Below are 16,916 nucleotides of genomic sequence, written 5' to 3' on the forward strand. Positions count from 1 at the left end.
GTTTTTCCTTGTTCTTTGAAAAAAAAGAGAAACTTTCCAAGTTTAGGATAGAGGTTTTGAACTGATTCAAAATTGAGGAATTCTATTCAATGGGGAACTATTTGAAGAAGTTGCGTGAATGGGCAAATAATACTACTCATTAGCTTGAGGAGTGGGGTTAATAATATAGTTACCGCGCAAGAGGGAGGTGAATGCGTGGCCCTTAAAGGATCATCCCTAAACGAATTACATGACATGCCTCCAGACATTGTCGAGAGAATTCTGAACGACCACCACATGTCATGGGTTGCACTATCATCAAGTTTTCGCATTCAGGAAGACGCAGCACCTTCATTTCGGCATCCGGATTTTTCCGCTTGGATTAAAGTTGAATAAAATTAAAACCTACCTATACCTCGCTAAAAAAGGGTGCTATGCACCCTTTTTTAGTTTTAAGCTTATAGGCGGAGCCGAATTATTTCTCAAGAGAATCAAACATCCGATTGGTTTCATAAATAATTTTTTCTTCATCAAGTGTTTTTATTTCCCCGTTATCAACAAGCATTTTTCCATTTACATAGACGTCTTTAACATCGTAACCGGACGTTGCGTAAACCAAGTGGGAAACTGGGTCATGGAGCGGATGGAAATGCGCACGGTCTGTTCGTACTACAATGATGTCCGCTTTCTTTCCAGCTTCCAATGAACCTGTTTGCTTTCCTATAAACATTGCCTCCGCACCATAACGCGTACCCATCCGTAAGGCCTCTTCTGCTGGAACGACAACAGGGTTATAGCTCACCCCTTTATGCAACAAGGCCGCCATTTTTATTTCTTCAAATAAATTGAGGTTATTGTTACTGGCTGAGCTATCAGTCCCCAGGGAAACCGTTATACCCGCTCCCAACATTTCCGGCACTCTGGCAATACCACTGGCCAATTTTAGGTTACTGATTGGATTATGAGATACCTTGACATCGTATTTCGCCAACAATTCAATCTCCTCATCGGTTAAATGAACAGCATGGGCAACTAAGGTTGGGCGTTCAAAAACCCCTAACTTCTCGAGGTGGGCAGGTGGCCTTAATCCATAATCGTTTCTGTTTTGCTCAACCTCTCTTTGCGATTCAGACATATGAATATGGATAGGAAGGTCCAATTCGTGGGCTTTCTCTACAATTTGTCTGATATAATCTGGTGGACAGGTATATGGAGCATGTGGTGACATCATCGTTGTAATTCGCCCATCAGCTTTTCCATTCCAGCGTTGAGCAAAATCAGCTGCCTCTTCCAGTTTTTGTTTCTGTACATCAACAGGGCAAAGACCGATTACCCCCCGTGCCAATCCAGCTCGCATTCCACTCACTTCTGCCGCTTCAGCCACCTGGTCCATGTGGTCATACATGTCCATAAAGCAGGTTGTCCCCGTACGAAGCATCTCGATTATCGAGAGATATGTCCCCCATTTCACATGTTCGGAAGTAAATTGTCCTTCCAACGGCCACATTTTTGTTTCTAGCCATTCCTGTAAGGGAAGATCATCTGCATAGCCGCGAAGTAAAGACATCGCGGCATGGCCATGGGTGTTTACTAATCCAGGCATAATGATGGCCCCGCGAACGTCAATCACTTCATCGTATACAGACAAATCTTCTGGAACCTCTCCAACGTATGTAATAACATCCCCGTCAAAAGCAACTGCACCTTGCCGGTATACCATATTTTCCTCGTTAACTGTAATGACAAATCCATTTGTTAGAATTTTTGGCATACTTTTTCACTCCATTCTGATGATAAAGCCATTAAAGCAGAGCGAAACAGGACTAGTCAAGTTGCTTTTGCTTAAGGAAGGCCAAAATCTCATCCAAAGACTGTTCTTTCTTTTCTGTTGTTATCGATGCAAAGAGATCTCCTATGCTTTTGATCCGCTCCATGATGTTTCGGATTGTAAAATCTGTGGGATGAAACCCTGATTGGACTTCCTCCCATGTAACAGGGGTCGAAACTGTTCCTCCCCCTCTTGCCCGAGTTGAATAAGGTGCTGGAAGTGTCCGCCCTTCCCCATGCTGTATATAATCAAAATAAAGCTTGGTTCCTCTATTTTTAACAAGACGTTCCAATGTTACCTGCTGTGGATTTTTGCCGACAATGTATTCGGCAATAAATTTATTAAGTTTTCGCGTCTGGTCATACGTATAGCGTTCAACTATAGGAATATAAATCTGCAGTCCCGATGCGCCCGATGTCTTCGCTTGACTAAACAGCCCTAACGAATCAAGGACTTCCTTTATTTTACTAGCCACTTCTAAAACAAGTTCATAATTTTCTACATCTGTAGGATCCAAATCAAACACTAGTTCGGTAGGAAACTGTTCCCTTTGATATTTATTAAAGGAAACATGCAATTCCAGGCATGCCTGATTTCCTAACCAAATCAGGGTTTCCAACTTGTTTGCAAGAACATAGTTGGTTTCCCTCCAGTAGCAACTCTCAATCCATTCTGGTGCATGTTCCGGTCTGTTTTTCTGGTAAAAAGACTTTCCGTGAATTCCATCGGGATAGCGAATCGTTGTCAGCAATCGATCGTGCAAATAGGGCAGCATGACAGGTGCGACTGCGATAAGGTAATGAATATAATCCAATTTTGTGATAGCATCCTCTGGCCAAAGAAGCTTCGCAGGGTTGGTAATCCTTAATTTTCGTTCTCCAATTTCGAGGTCAAATTCTTCACTTTTTTTCATTAACACACTAACCATGGCTAAATTTCCTTATACAGTAGCTTTTCGTTTACGTTTTTTAACTGGTTCCTTTGCTTCTGTGGCAGTCGAAGCAGCTTTCTCCTTTTTATCCTGCCGGGTGGCATCCAGACTCGCCTGTAAGGCCGCCATTAAATCGACCACTTTTGCTGCACGTGGGACATTGGGAGCCTCCTGGATTTCTTCTCCTTCAATTTTTGCATGGATGAGCTCCAACAATTTATTTCGGTAATCATCTGCATACTTTTCTGGATTAAAGTCAGTAGCCAAATTTTCAATTAATTGGATCGCCATATTCATTTCCGATTCATTTAATTCCATGTTTCCAGGCAACCCCGGTACATGTTCCACGGAGCGAACTTCATCTGGATAAAAAATGGTTTCCATGACAATACAATTTTCATACAATCGTACAGCTGCCAAGCTTTCTTTTGATCGGATGGTAATCTTGGCAATGGCAATTTTCCCTGCCCTTTTCATTGCTTCACGCAATAAGCTATAGGCCTTGTCCCCCGTTTCCTGCGGTGAGAGAAAATAGGTTTTATCAAAATAAATCGGATCAATTTGTTCTAAATGGACGAAATCTAAGATTTCAATGGTTTTCCTTGTTTCCGGAGTGATCGCGTCAATCTCTTCATTTTCCATTAAAACAAATCGACCCGGCTCGTATTCATATCCTTTTACAATTTCCTCATTTTGAACCTCACGATCGCACACTGGACAGGTTTTTATATATTTAATAGGTGTACCACATTCCTTATGCAACGTACGAAAACGAACATCTTTGTCTTCCGTGGCACTAAACATTTTAATAGGAATATTGACCAACCCGAAACTAATGGAGCCTTTCCACATTGTATGCATTAGTTTGCATCTCCTTCTTGTTTCTTTTTGTTAGCGTGCCCCAAAAAATCGACAAAAAAGACAGCCAAAATATGACTGCCTTAAGGTTCTTGATACTCTTCATGCTCTTGAAAAAAACCCTTCGATTTTTCCCGCTTAATTTGATAGTCCCTTCCATCCGATAATACGCTCACTGTTCCGTGTGTTTTTGTCTGATATACATCCAACCAGGTTTCATTCAACCGTTCAATCACATCATCAAAGCCTATTGTATTTGTTAGATCTTGAAAAATCACGGCTACATGTGCATCAACCTTCTCCAAAAAGGAGGGGCTTGATGCCTGATTGCTGCCACTGTCACTAACCTTTAAAATTTGTGACTTTAGATTATATTTTTCGATTAGTTGATATTCAATTTCATCGTTAATATCACTCGTGAACATCCACTTCACTTTATCATGTATAAGCTGAAACACTAGAGAATTTGCTTGTGGAGATAAAGATAATGGTTCACTAGGACTTAACACGCGCATTTTTAATATTTTTGCAAAAGTAAAAGTCTGTCCTTCAGTAACAGCGACAATTGATTGAACTGGTTGTGTGATTCTTTCTAAGATTGTTTGTTGTATAAGTTCAGGCACCATTAATTGATCAACAGGGTAGTGTTGTAAAATGGTATTAGCGCCATCCACATGACCATCCATCTCACCCGTTAATACCAGAGTATCAATTCTCTCGACCTCAAATTGCTCCAAAATTTCTATTATTTCATTTGCGCTTTTTGCTGATCCTGCGTCAACTAGCATCGTAAAGTTTTTAGCCAAAACCAAGGTGGATTCCCCTTCAGAAATTCCAAGGAAATGAACGCTGACTGGAAAATCTGCTATTTCGACCGGGGCATGGTGTGTGGCCATTATCGTTTGCTCTTTTGCTTGACATGCACTTAAAACCAGCAATAGGACCCATAAACCCAACAATCCAAATCTCAATCCCATTTAGATCACCTGCAATTTTTTCTCCATTTAATCTATGAAGAAAGAAGAAAGGATTATCCTAACCAATTTTTAATTAAAGGTATTAATTCATCAAATGGTTTGTAATGAAGCGTTGTTTCTGGTAAGGATTTTATAAAATATTTCCCATATCTTGCTTCCACCAATCGTTTATCAAATACAAGGACAACCCCACGGTCCGTACGGCTTCTTACTAATCGTCCAAAGCCTTGTTTGAACCGAATGACAGCTTGTGGGATAGACAGTTCCATAAAAGGATTCCCTTTATCCCTTTTAATATGTTCACTTCTTGCTTCAACCACCGGATGGGTGGGAGGCCAGAAAGGCAAGCGAACAATGACCAGGCAGGAGAGGTCATCCCCGGGAATATCTACTCCTTCCCAAAAACTGCTGGACCCAAGCAACACGCTTTTAGATGTCATTTTAAACTGTTTGGTCAATTTGCTGCGGCTGCTTGAATCAATTCCATGGCCTAGAAGACAATACCCTTCGGCAGTCAAGGGATTCTTCATTCCTTCGTATACACGTCGCAGCATTTGATGGGAAGTAAATAACACCAGCATTCGTCCATTTGTGGCCATTGCGGTTTGAATCAGGCTGTCTGTAATCTGTTCAATAAATTGTTCTTCGTTCCCAGCATTTAGTGAAGGTAAATCTGCTGGTACACATAACAGGGCCTGTTTCTGGTAATCAAATGGTGAATCATGAATCTCCGTTTCCACTTTCTCCGTTTGCAAGCCCATCCGTTTTATCACATAGGAAAAAGATTGGTTCACGCTAAGTGTGGCAGATGTTAACACGACACTTTCTTTTTTAGTAAAGAATTGCTCCTGCAGCAAAGGTCCAACATCCATCGGTACCATATTGATTCGTACGGCTTTGCGATTTGAACGTGTGTCAAGCTCCATCCAATATATACAATCCACTTTTTGTTCAAGTAATAGTTGTTGAAGCAAATTTCTTTGCCCTTGACACTCCCTGATCACTCCGTGTAGATCAGTCAGTAACCCACGAAGCGAATAGGTTAATTCTTTTGCCTGGTGAAGTTCTTCATAGATTTTCCCCAGCGATGTCACCAGCACATCGATACCTTTAATCGCTTCTTCAATAGCAACTTCCACCCCATTCGGGGCTTTTGCAAGCCAATGTTCCGAATCAAATCTACGGACTAATCTACCGGATTCCGTACCTTCTTTGGCCGTTCGAATCCCCCAGTTAAACAATTTTTGAAACATCTGCTTAACCCGCTCACGAGCTTCTGTTATGTCGAAAGTCGTTATCGTTAACTGCTCTTTTTTGACGTGTAAGTTCAGTTCAGATTGGTCCATTTCCTTGGTTAATTTTTCGATCATGCCTGTCCCTTTATCTGAATAAAGGTCAGTAAAAAGTGCATCCATCTGCAAGGAATGAAGCGATTCACCTAAATGATGGCTAGCTACATCTTCAAAATGGTGGGCCTCGTCAATAATGGCATAGGAATAAGCAGGAAGAATCCTTTGCTCGGCTCGGACATCTGTTAGCATTAGAGAATGATTGGTTATAATGACTTCAGCTTGTTGGGCTTTCTGCCGCGCCTGGTGATAAAAACACCGCGAAAACCAGGGACAAGCTCGATTCAAGCATGAATTGGCATCGCTTTGAACCTGACGCCAATAGGCCTGCCCACCAGAAGGCAAATTTAATTCCTCTACATCCCCTGTCGTCGTATCCGTTAACCAGGTTAAAATTTGTCCTTTTGATAATAAAACATCATAATTATCTATAGCGTGGTCCGAAAGGCTTAGCTCATACTTCCGCAAACAAAGGTAGTTGTTTCTGCCTTTAAAAAGCGAAACATGAATATCCCTACCGAAAATTCGTTGTAACATCGGGATATCCCGTGTAAATAATTGCTCTTGGAGCTGTATCGTGTGGGTTCCGATAACAATCTTCTCATTGCTCTCTCTTGCCCAATAGAAAGTCGGGATTAGATAGGCCAGTGATTTCCCTGTTCCGGTTCCTGCTTCCACAAGTAAATGGTAGGCCCCGGAAAAAGCTGCATAAATTCGTTCCATTAACACCTGTTGAGCATCACGCCACTCAAAACCTGGCATTTCCGTAGGAAGAATTTTCTGCAATTCTTCAAGTAATTCTTCATAATTTTCGCTTTCAATCATCTTCTTCGAATGGACTTCACTTGAAGCTTTTCTTAAGACAATCTGACGGTAGTAATCAAAGTTGTCATCATCTTCCCTCTCCAGTGTTCCTTTATTAAGACGCTGTTGTTCAATGGAGTGGATCAAATCCCCGACATTGGAAGAGAAACCTTTCGTCAAGTCCCCTAAACGTTGTAACACGGGGTAAGGCAACCGATCCAGCTTTTCCACAAGGGCAATGAGAATTTGGGCCGTTGCCAACGCATCAGAATCTGCCTGATGTGGGTTTTCATGCTCCACATCCAGTTCCATGGATAGATCAGAAAGTCGATAACCCGTTTGATTGGGTAAAAGCAACCGCGACAGTTCAACCGTGTCCAAAATAGGTCCATCGTAAGAATTATACCCGCAAGAACTTAGTGTATATTGTAAAAATCCAAGATCAAAGAATACATTATGTGCCACCAATACCGATCCATCGAGCAAAGACAATAGATCTGGAAGAATATCTTCTACAAAGGGGGCCTGCTGGACCATCTCATTCGTAATCCCAGTAAGTTGTTGTATAAAGGGCGGAATTTTTACACCTGGATTGACTAAAGTTGAATACTCAGAAACAATTTGTTTATTTTCAATCAAGACGGCACCAACTTGAATAATTTGGTCCCCTTCTTTTGCCTTGTTTCCAGTCGTTTCAAAATCCACCACTAAAAACTTTTTCAATAACGTTCACCTCAGGCTATATGCTATCCCCCATTCTACCATATCCGGCATTAAAGGGCATACTCCCAGCATTCCATCGCCTGTTCCTTCTCCCCCTTTAAAAATTGAACAAGACCAAGCATTAAGTAACTGTCTTTCATCTTCGGATTTTCCCGAATGGATTGTTTCCATTCTTTTTCCGCGGCAGTGTAATTCCCTTGAATCAGATAAGCCTTTCCTTGTAAAAAATGTCCTAACGCTCTTGTTTGCGTTTGTTCATCTAGGATCAGCTGATTACAATAACCTTTTACATGTTCCCAATGTTCTTTTCCAATCATGATCTGCACTAACCCAGCCAAGGCCAATGGATAATTTTTTTCCTGCTGAAGAACGTGCTGGAAGACTTTTTCAGCCTGTCCCCACTCCCCCATATAAAAAAGAATCCAACCATAAGAAAATTGAAAATCAGGGTTTTTCGGGGCTAGAGAAATGGCTTTTTGAATGTACTGAAGACTATATGGGTAACCCTCGGCGTGATACAGGTTCCAACCCAGGCCATGCCAAGCACTAGCTTTAGAAGGATCCAAATTAACAAGCAGTTGATAGCACAGGGCTGCATTGCCAAACTGGCGTAAATCCTCAAAACCCTGTCCAACTTGCCAAAGCAATTCCGGATCATCTGTTGCCCTGTAGATCCTTTCCATCGTCTTTTCTGCCAGAAGGAGATTACCCTCGTGTCGAAAACATTGAGAAAGCTGAAAAAGGGCTTCCCAATCGTCAGAAAATCTTTCCACATAGTTCAGCCAACTTTTTTTCGCTTCACCATATTGCCCTAATTTCATATAAACCAAAGCCACATTAAACAACGGATCACCTAATTTTGAATGAGAATCAATGGCTTTTTCAAAAATAAAAACTGCTTCCTCCCATTTTCCATTCCCAGCCATTAAACACCCTAAGGCATTTAATGCGATAGCCCGGAATAAACGATGGTCTGTTGTTTCCGATAAAAGGTGAAAATGGTGCCTGGCCAATTCAAACTGACCATCCATCATATAGCTGTATGCCAAAAACATTCGACCAATATCTAAATCAGGTTCACGTTCCAGCAATTCACCAAAATGTTTGGAAGCCTGTTTAAACATAAAAAGATTATAATAGCCCTGACCTCTTCGGAACGAGATCGCTGCATCCCCAGTTAATAAAGAGATTGTTGAAGGAGAAGATGGAGGTGGAGGTGCTGGTGCAGCCTGAAGATTGGGATCTTTTCCTTCTTTCAAGTTTAAATTTTTTACTTCCTTTAAGATTTTTGCCGCCACCTCATCTGACATCTGCTCAATTTCTTGATCAACAACAGATAATTCATCGGAGAATTCCTGTTGGAACTGCGTTATTTTTTCCTCAAGGGTTAACCAATGATCCAGGATTTCATCACTTAATGCACGTAATTGCAGCATCTCATTTCTCAACTTTTCTTTTCCTGGTTTGGAGGCAGATGTCCATTGCTCCTCAATTTCTTTCAATCGCTCCATTAAAGAAAAAAACAAATGTTGAACGAGCATAATAAAAATACCGCCTTTCTCACACAGGTCTGGTACTTTATCTTTTTCCAAAACACAAATAAAAATGCGACCTTAAAAAATGGTCGCATGAATTTCTTCCCCTAGCATTTCAATAATTTTATTTTCTTCATCCATCACTGCCACCTTTGGCTGATGATAAGCAATTTCTTCGTTTGTTAACTGACAGTACGACATGATGATCACCTTATCGCCTGGCTGAACAAGCCTAGCAGCAGCCCCATTTAGACAAATTACACCGCTTCCCCGAGGTCCGGGAATAACATACGTTTCTAACCTGGCGCCATTGTTATTATTTACAATTTGGACCATCTCATTAGGAAGGATATCAACCGCTTCAAGAAGATCCGTATCGATTGTAATACTCCCTACGTAATTGAGATTGGCCTCAGTGACTGTTGCCCGGTGTATTTTGGCTTTTAACATGGTTCTTAGCATGAACGCCCTCCTATTAAGAAAAGATTTTATTATCGATTAATCGTGTGTCCCCAAACCTAACAGCCAAAGCCAAAATAAACGGTTGTCCATTAAATTTCTCCAGTGGTTTCAGTGACGGGTATGTCAGCAACTCAACGTAATCAATATCTGCTAAAGGCTGGGTTTTAATGAGGGACATTGCACGTTCTTTGATTTCCCCCGGCTGCAGTCCCTGCTGATAATCTGCCTCAGCTTGTTTCAGGCTCCTCGATAAAACGACTGCTTGTTTTCTCGCCTCTTCGCTGAGGTAAACATTCCGTGAACTCTTTGCAAGACCATCTGGTTCACGGACAATGGGGCATGGGATAATTTCTAAAGGCATATTTAAGTCATCAACCATTTGTTTGATAACGGCAACCTGTTGGGCATCTTTTTGGCCAAAGAAGGCAAAATCAGGTTGTACAATATGAAACAATTTGCTGACCACAGTCGCCACCCCATCGAAATGACCAGGGCGGGAAGCTCCGCAAAGGGTGTCGGTGATTTCGGAAACAACAACCGTTGTTTTCATTTTATGCGGATACATTTCGGCTACCGAAGGGGCAAAGATTATATCAACCCCACTCTCATTTGCCAGTTGGCTATCTCGTTCCATATCTCTAGGGTAACGTTCAAAATCCTCTGTCGGTCCAAACTGCAAAGGATTCACGAATAAACTCATCACAACTTTTGAACAGCGTTTTTTCGCTTCCGCTATAAGGCTAAGGTGCCCTTCATGAAGATACCCCATGGTTGGAACTAATCCAATACTTTCCCCATTTTCTCGCCATTCTTTTTGTACTTTGCGCATTTCAGAAATCGTTTCGATAATTCTCATTTTCATCCGTTCTCCCCCATTTTTCTCCGAGCGAAAGGTTACTGAAAAAAATAAAACCTTCAGGCACAGCCTGAAGGTGGACATATACAATACAGAGGTATCCCGTACACGGACGGTTTGTCTGTCTCGGTCCCTAAATCAGGCTCAGAGCAGATTGTGTTCTTATTGTTTCTTTAATGATGCAAAAAGATTAATTCACTCGTGTGTTATTCCACATAGGGATATAACCACTTGCCTCCAAGTTACCATAAATTATGTGGAAGGGGAAGATGCATTTTCAATATCAGCGGAATAAACCTTTTCTATTTCCCCATTATCTTTTCGAACTAATAAAGTACCTTCCTCATTAATCCCAATGGCCAATCCCTCTAATGACCCATGAAGCTGCCTTAGCACGACTCGTTTTCCAATGGTGTTCGCATGGGCCTCCCATAAACTTTTTATGGGTGAAAAACCATATTCTATATATAGCTTATATAACTTTTCCAGATTTTCTAAAATCCGTTGAATAAGCGGGATCCGTTTTACAGGCGTGCCTACCTGGATGCGCAGAGAGGTAGCAATGTCGCGTAGTTCACTAGGAAAATCTTCGGTGTTTACATTCATTCCAATCCCGATAATTAGATAGTTAATTTGATCCGTTTCTGCATTTAGCTCTGTAAGAATGCCGCAAAGCTTCTTTTGCTCCACTAAAATATCGTTTGGCCATTTGATCTCCGCTCGTACACCCGTTGTTTCGCGTATAGCTTGTACAACAGCAACAGCCGCTAAGAGGGTGAGTTGAGGACAACGATATAGTGGAAGCTCAGGCCTTAGCAAAATACTCATCCAAATTCCAGTTCCGGCTGGTGAATGCCAGGGTCTCCCCATTCTGCCTTTTCCGCCTGCTTGCTGATCAGCGATAATAACCGTTCCATGGGGGGCGCCCCCTTTAGCTAGTTCATGCGCTTTATGTTGGGTGGAATCAATGGCCCCAAAATAATGGATTTCTCGGCCTAATTCCTTCGCTTGAAGACCTGTTTGTACTTCAACCTGGGAGGGTATATCTGGCGAGGAGATCAAACGGTATCCCGATCTGCGAACAGCTTCAAATGTATAGCCTTCTTCGCGTAATTCCTCAATATGCTTCCAAATTGCTGTTCTTGAACAGTTCAAGGCTTTACTAAGACTTTCTCCAGAGACAAAATCACCATTTGCGTCTTTAAAAATTTGCAGTATTTTCTCCTTCATTTTAAATTACCTTTCTTGCCTCAATTATTAGATTATCAAAGTGGTTATCTACTTCCCCTAATGCGGCTTTCTCAAACAGATGAGCGAGGGCTTGCCCGATCCAGGGACCGGACTCCCTGCCGAACACTTCAATTAATTGCCTTGCATTTACCCTCAATTCAGAAGGTTGGCGGATGACCAATTGCTGATTCCAGCTTTCCCATTGTTCCTTATCAATTGTAAATTCAGGAAATAGCATGGAACGAATGGAATGAGCTTTGATCATTTGTTCAGTACCATACTTAAGAATACACTTTTTCCCTTGCCTCTCACTCTTAATGTCCATTTGACAGAGGAAAACCATTTCTGCAATCTTTTTAATAGATCCTTTAGAAAAACGCCATTGTTGCAAGAAATAAGGGACATCGCTTACTTTTGTAGCAGCAAAGAGAAATGTCCAGCGATCAAGGGGGGCTTTCCGCTCTTTCATGAGGGAGAATCCTGGGTGCTGAAGGACATGTTGAAAGATGTGATTCCAATCATCAAATGGAAAAATGGATGAGTCCGAAAGCAGTTTAATCGCCAGAATAGGGTTCGGCCCCTCGATCATCTTCACTAATTCCTGATGGATTCGTTCCACGGAGATCTCTCTCAGCCAATGCCCCTCACTGTAAAGGGCTTCCCATGTATTTTCCTCAATGGTAAACCCAAGTTGCGCGGCAAAACGAACAGCACGCAGAATGCGCAGTGAATCCTCTCCAAACCGTAGTTTGGGATCACCGACAGCACGAATTAAACCGCTAGCAAGATCCTTTTGACCCCCATACGGATCAATGATTCGACCACGGAGATCCATGGCCAAAGCATTGATAGTAAAATCCCGGCGCCCCAAGTCCTCTTCAATTCGATTGACGAATTGAACAATTTGCGGCCTGCGGTGGTCTGAGTACTCAGCTTCCACCCGAAACGTTGTAACCTCAAAAGCTTGATTCTCCAGAACCACAATTACTGTTCCGTGCTTTATACCGGTAGGAATAACCTTTGGAAACATTCCAATCACTTGTTCAGGTCTTGCAGAAGTGGCGATATCAATATCGTGAACGGGTAATCCCAATAGCTTATCTCGGACATAACCGCCTACTTTATAAGCAAAAAAACCCTGCTTTTCCAAATGCTGTAGGATTTTATTCGCGCTGTCCTCCACTAATGATACCTCCCAACAGGTCAGACCGCTAAATCTAACCCCTTAATCAAGGACTTTGGATTGTCCTGAACAAAGCATTTCATAGATTTCTTCATATTCCCTTGTGATTTTATCTTGACAAAACGTATGGTAGGCACGATCCAATCCGTTCTTTGAGAGCTGTTCATATAGGGCTGGATTGGTAAAAAGGTGAGTAACCTTCTCCGCCATCCCAGCTATATCTCCAATCGGTTTCAAAAAACCAGTAATCCCATCTTCCACAACTTCCGGGATTCCCCCTGTCTGTGTAGCGACTACCGGTTTACCACATGCCATCGCCTCAAGAGCGACCAAGCCAAAACTCTCTTTTTCCGAGGTTAGCAATAACACATCCGCTAACGAGTAGACACAGGCTACATCATCCTGCTTGCCCATGAACCGTACTGCATTTGATAAACCAAGCTCATTTACCATTTGTCGAACAAAAGATGTGTCTGGTCCTTCACCAATTAGCAATAATTTGGCGTCTATCTTTTTATGTACTTCAGCAAAAACTTTAATAACATCAAATGTCCGCTTCACCGGCCGAAAATTGGAAACATGTAAAAGTATTTTCTCCCCATTTGGCGCTAGTTCTCTTTTATAATCAGACATATCCCTTGGATAATATTCTCTTTTATCCACAAAATTGTAGACCTTTTTTATTTCTTTTGTAATACCCAGTAGATCTTTCGTTTGATCAATCAAATTTTGTGAAACAGCTGTTACACAATCACTTTGGTCAATCCCAAATCGAATGATTCCGCTTAAGGAACGGTCGTATCCAAGTACTGTAATATCTGTCCCATGAAGGGTGGTGACAACCTTCAGGCGATCTCCTACCATTTGCTTTGCAAGATAAGCGCTTATCGCATGGGGGATCGCATAGTGAACATGGAGTACGTCCAGATTTTCAGTTTTTGCTACTTCCGCCATGCGACTTGCCAAGCTTAAATCATAAGGCGGGTACCGAAATACATCATAATTATTAGCCACTACTTCATGATAATAGATATTTTTGTAGAATTTCCCCAAACGAAACGGCATATCGGATGTAATAAAATGGACGATATGCCCTCTCTCTGCAAGGAGCTTGCCAAGTTCCGTGGCAATGACTCCTGAACCACCTACACTGGGATAACAAGTAATTCCAATTCTCATAACTGTTTCCCCTCATCCAAAGTATTCCATCTTTACTTGTCCCCGTGATTTGAACCCTTCAGCAAAACCCGTTCCAATCTTTCGTCCAAATAGATATTCTCTGCTTCGCACCTGGGCAAAATAACCGGTGTTTAAAGGGGTTTCTACTGTCTCTGAAGTTAGTTCAAATTGACTCTTATAGGACTCCAAAGCTGCCATCTTAGCATCATATTCAGAAGAAATATCGACACAAAAATCTGGGTCCACAAAATCATTAATGAAATAATAAAATACATTTGTAACCTTGTGGGCTTCCCCTGCTTCCGGGGCAAATTTTCGAATCCCTGCACTGAACACGGCTTCTCTGACGAGATGACTGCAGTGTTCATGGTCTGGGTGACGATCCTCCCAATAAGGGGCCAAAATGGTTCTTGGTTTACACTTCCGAATCACTTGCACAACCTTGCGGATATTTTCCTCATTGATTAAAATATTGCGATCTGGTATACCCAGACAGTGTCGTTCGCTCAATTGTAAAATCCGGGCAGCCTGCTTTGCTTCCCCCTGCCTTGTCGATACATCGCCATTAGAAGAAAGCTCAGCATAAGTAAGATCGCAAATTCCAACCGTTTTTCCGCTTTTTGCGTGCTTTAGTAGCGTTCCCCCTGCTCCGATTTCGACATCGTCTGGATGTGCTCCAAAAGCCAAAATATCGACTGTCATCCGGATTACTCCTATTCCTGGTCCAATGTTTTATATTTATGTACTACATCTCTCCATGAGAAGTACCCATCTTCCAAGGCGCGTGTTAATAGCTCCGCTGTCGCCACGTTTGTTGCCAATGGAATGCCGTACACGTCACATAACCGAAGCAATGCACTGACGTCTGGCTCATGGGGCTGTGCAGTCAGCGGATCCCTAAAGAAAATAATAAAATCCAGTGTCCCCTCTGCCACCATAGCGCCAATCTGCTGGTCGCCGCCCAGTGGACCTGACATTAAGCGGTGTATCTTCAAACTAGTCGCTTCCATAATGCGCTTCCCGGTAGTCCCCGTGGAGTATAAAGTATGGTCTGCAAAAATGGGTTCGTAGGCAATCATAAAATTGACCAATTCATTTTTCTTTTGGTCATGGGCAATTAAAGCAATATTCATTCCTTCTGCTCCTCCCATTAATCAAGCACATTTTCTAATCCATAAACAAGATGATCAAGATCCATTGCTTTTTTAATTGCTAGATTTACTCCTGGCATAAAGGACTCCCGATTTAAAGAATCATGTCGAATACTTAGGGTTTGTCCTACATGACCAAATAGCACTTCTTGGTGGGCAACCATGCCAGGCAATCTAACGCTGTGAATGCGGAATCCATTGTAGTAACCTCCACGGGCACCGTCAATGACTTCTTTTTCGTCTGGATGGCCTTGTTTTAATTCTTTTCTTGATTCAGCGATTAATTCTGCTGTCTTGATCGACGTTCCAGAAGGAGCGTCAAGCTTCTGATCATGATGCAGTTCAATAATTTCTACGTGTGGCATATATTTGGCTGCCTCTTGGGCAAATTTCATCATAAGAATAGCGCCAATAGCAAAGTTGGGGGCAATAATAGCACCCAATCCCTTTTCCCGGCACTGCTTGTCCAGCATTTCAATCTCGTCAGGTGATAGTCCTGTTGTCCCAATCACCGGCCTAACTCCAAGTCGTATCGCTGATATGGCATGTTCTAAAATAACATGCGGGTTTGTAAAGTCAACAAGCACATCGGGTTTTACAGTTTCCGAAGCCTCTTCAATGGATGTAAACAGAGGAATACCACTCAACGTTCCCTCTCCTTGCACATCTTTCCTTGCTGGAGATACGATACCCGCAACTAGTTCAAGTTGCGGATCTGCTAGAACCATCTTAACCGCTTCTTGGCCCATACGCCCGTTTGGACCGGCAATCATCACACGAATATGTTTTTTCTCCATCTGAATTGTAACTCCTTTATTGTTGTTTAATATTTTTCAGCAGTTCTAAGGCTTCCTTATGAAAAGGATCTAAACCTAATAGTTCATACAATGTTTGTATCGCTTCCTTCCGTTTTCCGTTTCTTTCCAACAAGAAAGCGTAAAGAAGTTTCGCTTGTGTATTCAAAGGATCAAGAACAACCGCTTGTTCCAAAATGTTTAGAGCATCCTGGTCGCGATCACCCATTTCAGCATAGCTTAGTGCCCTTTGAGATAGTTTTCTTGCCTTAAGCATTTCAAAATGCTGCCTATATTGCAAGCAATCAGGTCGAAGATCTAGAGCCTTCTCCATGGCTGAAAGGGCATCATCAAGGCTATTGTTGCGCGCGTAAGTGACAGAAAGCTTATAAAAGTAGGACGCATTTGTCGAATCTAGCTGAATCGCTTTATGAAACATTTCTATCGCTTTTTGGTAGTCCTTTTCAAAGATAGCTCTATAGGCCTCGTTGATAAACTCCTTTCCTGTAGCCATTTTTCATCCCATTCCTTTTTCTTTCGAGTAGTGAGAACATGGATCATGCTACAGTATATGTACAGCCTACTTTGTTCGTGTCCGCTTTCTTTTCCAAATTATACAGGATTGCCCGTTTAGATGGAAGGTTAGAGGGTTTTTAATCAGGATTCTTTTTCGTCCAGCGATTTGCATCGCGAGTATTGAATTTCTCCATCATTTTATAAAAAGCTGTTTGCAAATCGATATTTAAAGAATTGGCAAAACAGGTTAGGATAAACATACAATCTGCTAATTCCATTTCAATCGTATTTTCCGGTTCATCTTTTCGCTTTGGCTTTTCACCATAAAAATGATTCACTTCCCTTGCCAATTCCCCAGCTTCTTCTGTCAATCTGGCCATCAGTGCAAGGGGACTGAAATACCCTTCTTTAAACTGCGAAATATAGGCGTCAACCTCTGCCTGCATTTGTTTTATGGTTAAATCCTGTTCCATTTTGATACCTCACTTCCTTTATTTTACTTAAAAATTATATCACGGGGAGATAAAATTACATATTTTCAATGTCCTACTGCAAAACCTA

Annotated in this window: 17 protein-coding genes; 1 reads left to right on the plus strand and 16 read right to left on the minus strand. The window is 41.9% G+C overall.

The window, feature by feature from the left end; all coding sequences use genetic code 11:
• Positions 1 to 195: 195 nt before the first annotated feature.
• The gene (locus J2Z37_RS16610) at positions 196 to 375 is read left to right on the plus strand and encodes a hypothetical protein (RefSeq protein WP_209811420.1); all 180 of its coding nucleotides are present in this window, start codon (positions 196 to 198) and stop codon (positions 373 to 375) included.
• Positions 376 to 454: 79 nt separating this feature from the next.
• On the opposite strand, the gene J2Z37_RS16615 is transcribed toward J2Z37_RS16610, so the two are convergent.
• The 16 genes from J2Z37_RS16615 to J2Z37_RS16690 form a co-directional block, all read right to left on the minus strand.
• Positions 455 to 1,750: an amidohydrolase family protein gene (locus tag J2Z37_RS16615; RefSeq protein WP_209811421.1), complete on the minus strand. Its 1,296-nt coding sequence runs from the start codon at positions 1,748 to 1,750 to the stop codon at positions 455 to 457.
• Between the two features lie 52 nt (positions 1,751 to 1,802).
• On the minus strand, positions 1,803 to 2,735 hold the full coding sequence (gene ligD, locus J2Z37_RS16620) for a non-homologous end-joining DNA ligase (RefSeq protein WP_209811422.1): 933 nt from the start codon (positions 2,733 to 2,735) through the stop codon (positions 1,803 to 1,805).
• Between the two features lie 12 nt (positions 2,736 to 2,747).
• Positions 2,748 to 3,599, minus strand: a complete 852-nt coding sequence (ku, locus tag J2Z37_RS16625) for a non-homologous end joining protein Ku (protein WP_209811423.1) — start codon at positions 3,597 to 3,599, stop codon at positions 2,748 to 2,750.
• A gap of 80 nt (positions 3,600 to 3,679) precedes the next feature.
• Positions 3,680 to 4,573, minus strand: a complete 894-nt coding sequence (locus J2Z37_RS16630) for a ComEC/Rec2 family competence protein (protein ID WP_209811424.1) — start codon at positions 4,571 to 4,573, stop codon at positions 3,680 to 3,682.
• Positions 4,574 to 4,626: 53 nt separating this feature from the next.
• On the minus strand, positions 4,627 to 7,449 hold the full coding sequence (gene dinG / locus J2Z37_RS16635) for an ATP-dependent DNA helicase DinG (protein ID WP_209811425.1): 2,823 nt from the start codon (positions 7,447 to 7,449) through the stop codon (positions 4,627 to 4,629).
• 50 nt (positions 7,450 to 7,499) lie between these two features.
• On the minus strand, positions 7,500 to 8,990 hold the full coding sequence (locus J2Z37_RS16640; RefSeq protein ID WP_209811426.1) for a tetratricopeptide repeat protein: 1,491 nt from the start codon (positions 8,988 to 8,990) through the stop codon (positions 7,500 to 7,502).
• 72 nt (positions 8,991 to 9,062) lie between these two features.
• Entirely contained in the window at positions 9,063 to 9,446 is a 384-nt protein-coding gene (gene panD / locus J2Z37_RS16645; RefSeq protein ID WP_209811427.1) for an aspartate 1-decarboxylase, read from the minus strand.
• Between the two features lie 13 nt (positions 9,447 to 9,459).
• Entirely contained in the window at positions 9,460 to 10,302 is an 843-nt protein-coding gene (panC, locus tag J2Z37_RS16650; protein ID WP_209811561.1) for a pantoate--beta-alanine ligase, read from the minus strand.
• A 252-nt stretch (positions 10,303 to 10,554) separates the two neighbouring features.
• Positions 10,555 to 11,532: a biotin--[acetyl-CoA-carboxylase] ligase gene (locus tag J2Z37_RS16655; protein ID WP_209811428.1), complete on the minus strand. Its 978-nt coding sequence runs from the start codon at positions 11,530 to 11,532 to the stop codon at positions 10,555 to 10,557.
• Position 11,533: 1 nt separating this feature from the next.
• Positions 11,534 to 12,715 carry a CCA tRNA nucleotidyltransferase gene (locus J2Z37_RS16660; protein ID WP_209811429.1) on the minus strand — a complete coding sequence of 394 codons (1,182 nt, stop codon included), beginning with the start codon at positions 12,713 to 12,715 and terminating at the stop codon, positions 11,534 to 11,536.
• Positions 12,716 to 12,757: 42 nt separating this feature from the next.
• A complete protein-coding gene (bshA, locus tag J2Z37_RS16665) occupies positions 12,758 to 13,894 on the minus strand; it encodes an N-acetyl-alpha-D-glucosaminyl L-malate synthase BshA (RefSeq protein ID WP_209811430.1) in 1,137 nt (378 codons plus the stop codon).
• Positions 13,895 to 13,906: 12 nt separating this feature from the next.
• Positions 13,907 to 14,596, minus strand: a complete 690-nt coding sequence (gene bshB1 / locus J2Z37_RS16670) for a bacillithiol biosynthesis deacetylase BshB1 (RefSeq protein WP_209811431.1) — start codon at positions 14,594 to 14,596, stop codon at positions 13,907 to 13,909.
• A gap of 11 nt (positions 14,597 to 14,607) precedes the next feature.
• Complete coding sequence (mgsA, locus tag J2Z37_RS16675; protein WP_209811432.1) at positions 14,608 to 15,027, minus strand: methylglyoxal synthase; 420 nt, start codon at positions 15,025 to 15,027, stop codon at positions 14,608 to 14,610.
• Positions 15,028 to 15,044: 17 nt separating this feature from the next.
• Positions 15,045 to 15,842, minus strand: coding sequence for a 4-hydroxy-tetrahydrodipicolinate reductase (gene dapB / locus J2Z37_RS16680; RefSeq protein WP_209811433.1), 798 nt, complete (start codon positions 15,840 to 15,842; stop codon positions 15,045 to 15,047).
• 16 nt (positions 15,843 to 15,858) lie between these two features.
• Positions 15,859 to 16,353: a tetratricopeptide repeat protein gene (locus J2Z37_RS16685; RefSeq protein ID WP_209811434.1), complete on the minus strand. Its 495-nt coding sequence runs from the start codon at positions 16,351 to 16,353 to the stop codon at positions 15,859 to 15,861.
• 139 nt (positions 16,354 to 16,492) lie between these two features.
• Positions 16,493 to 16,828, minus strand: coding sequence for a nucleotide pyrophosphohydrolase (locus J2Z37_RS16690; RefSeq protein ID WP_209811435.1), 336 nt, complete (start codon positions 16,826 to 16,828; stop codon positions 16,493 to 16,495).
• Positions 16,829 to 16,916: the final 88 nt, after the last annotated feature.

The organism is Ammoniphilus resinae (assembly GCF_017873965.1).
In the GTDB taxonomy this organism is placed as follows: Bacteria; Bacillota; Bacilli; order Aneurinibacillales; family RAOX-1; genus Ammoniphilus_A; species Ammoniphilus_A resinae.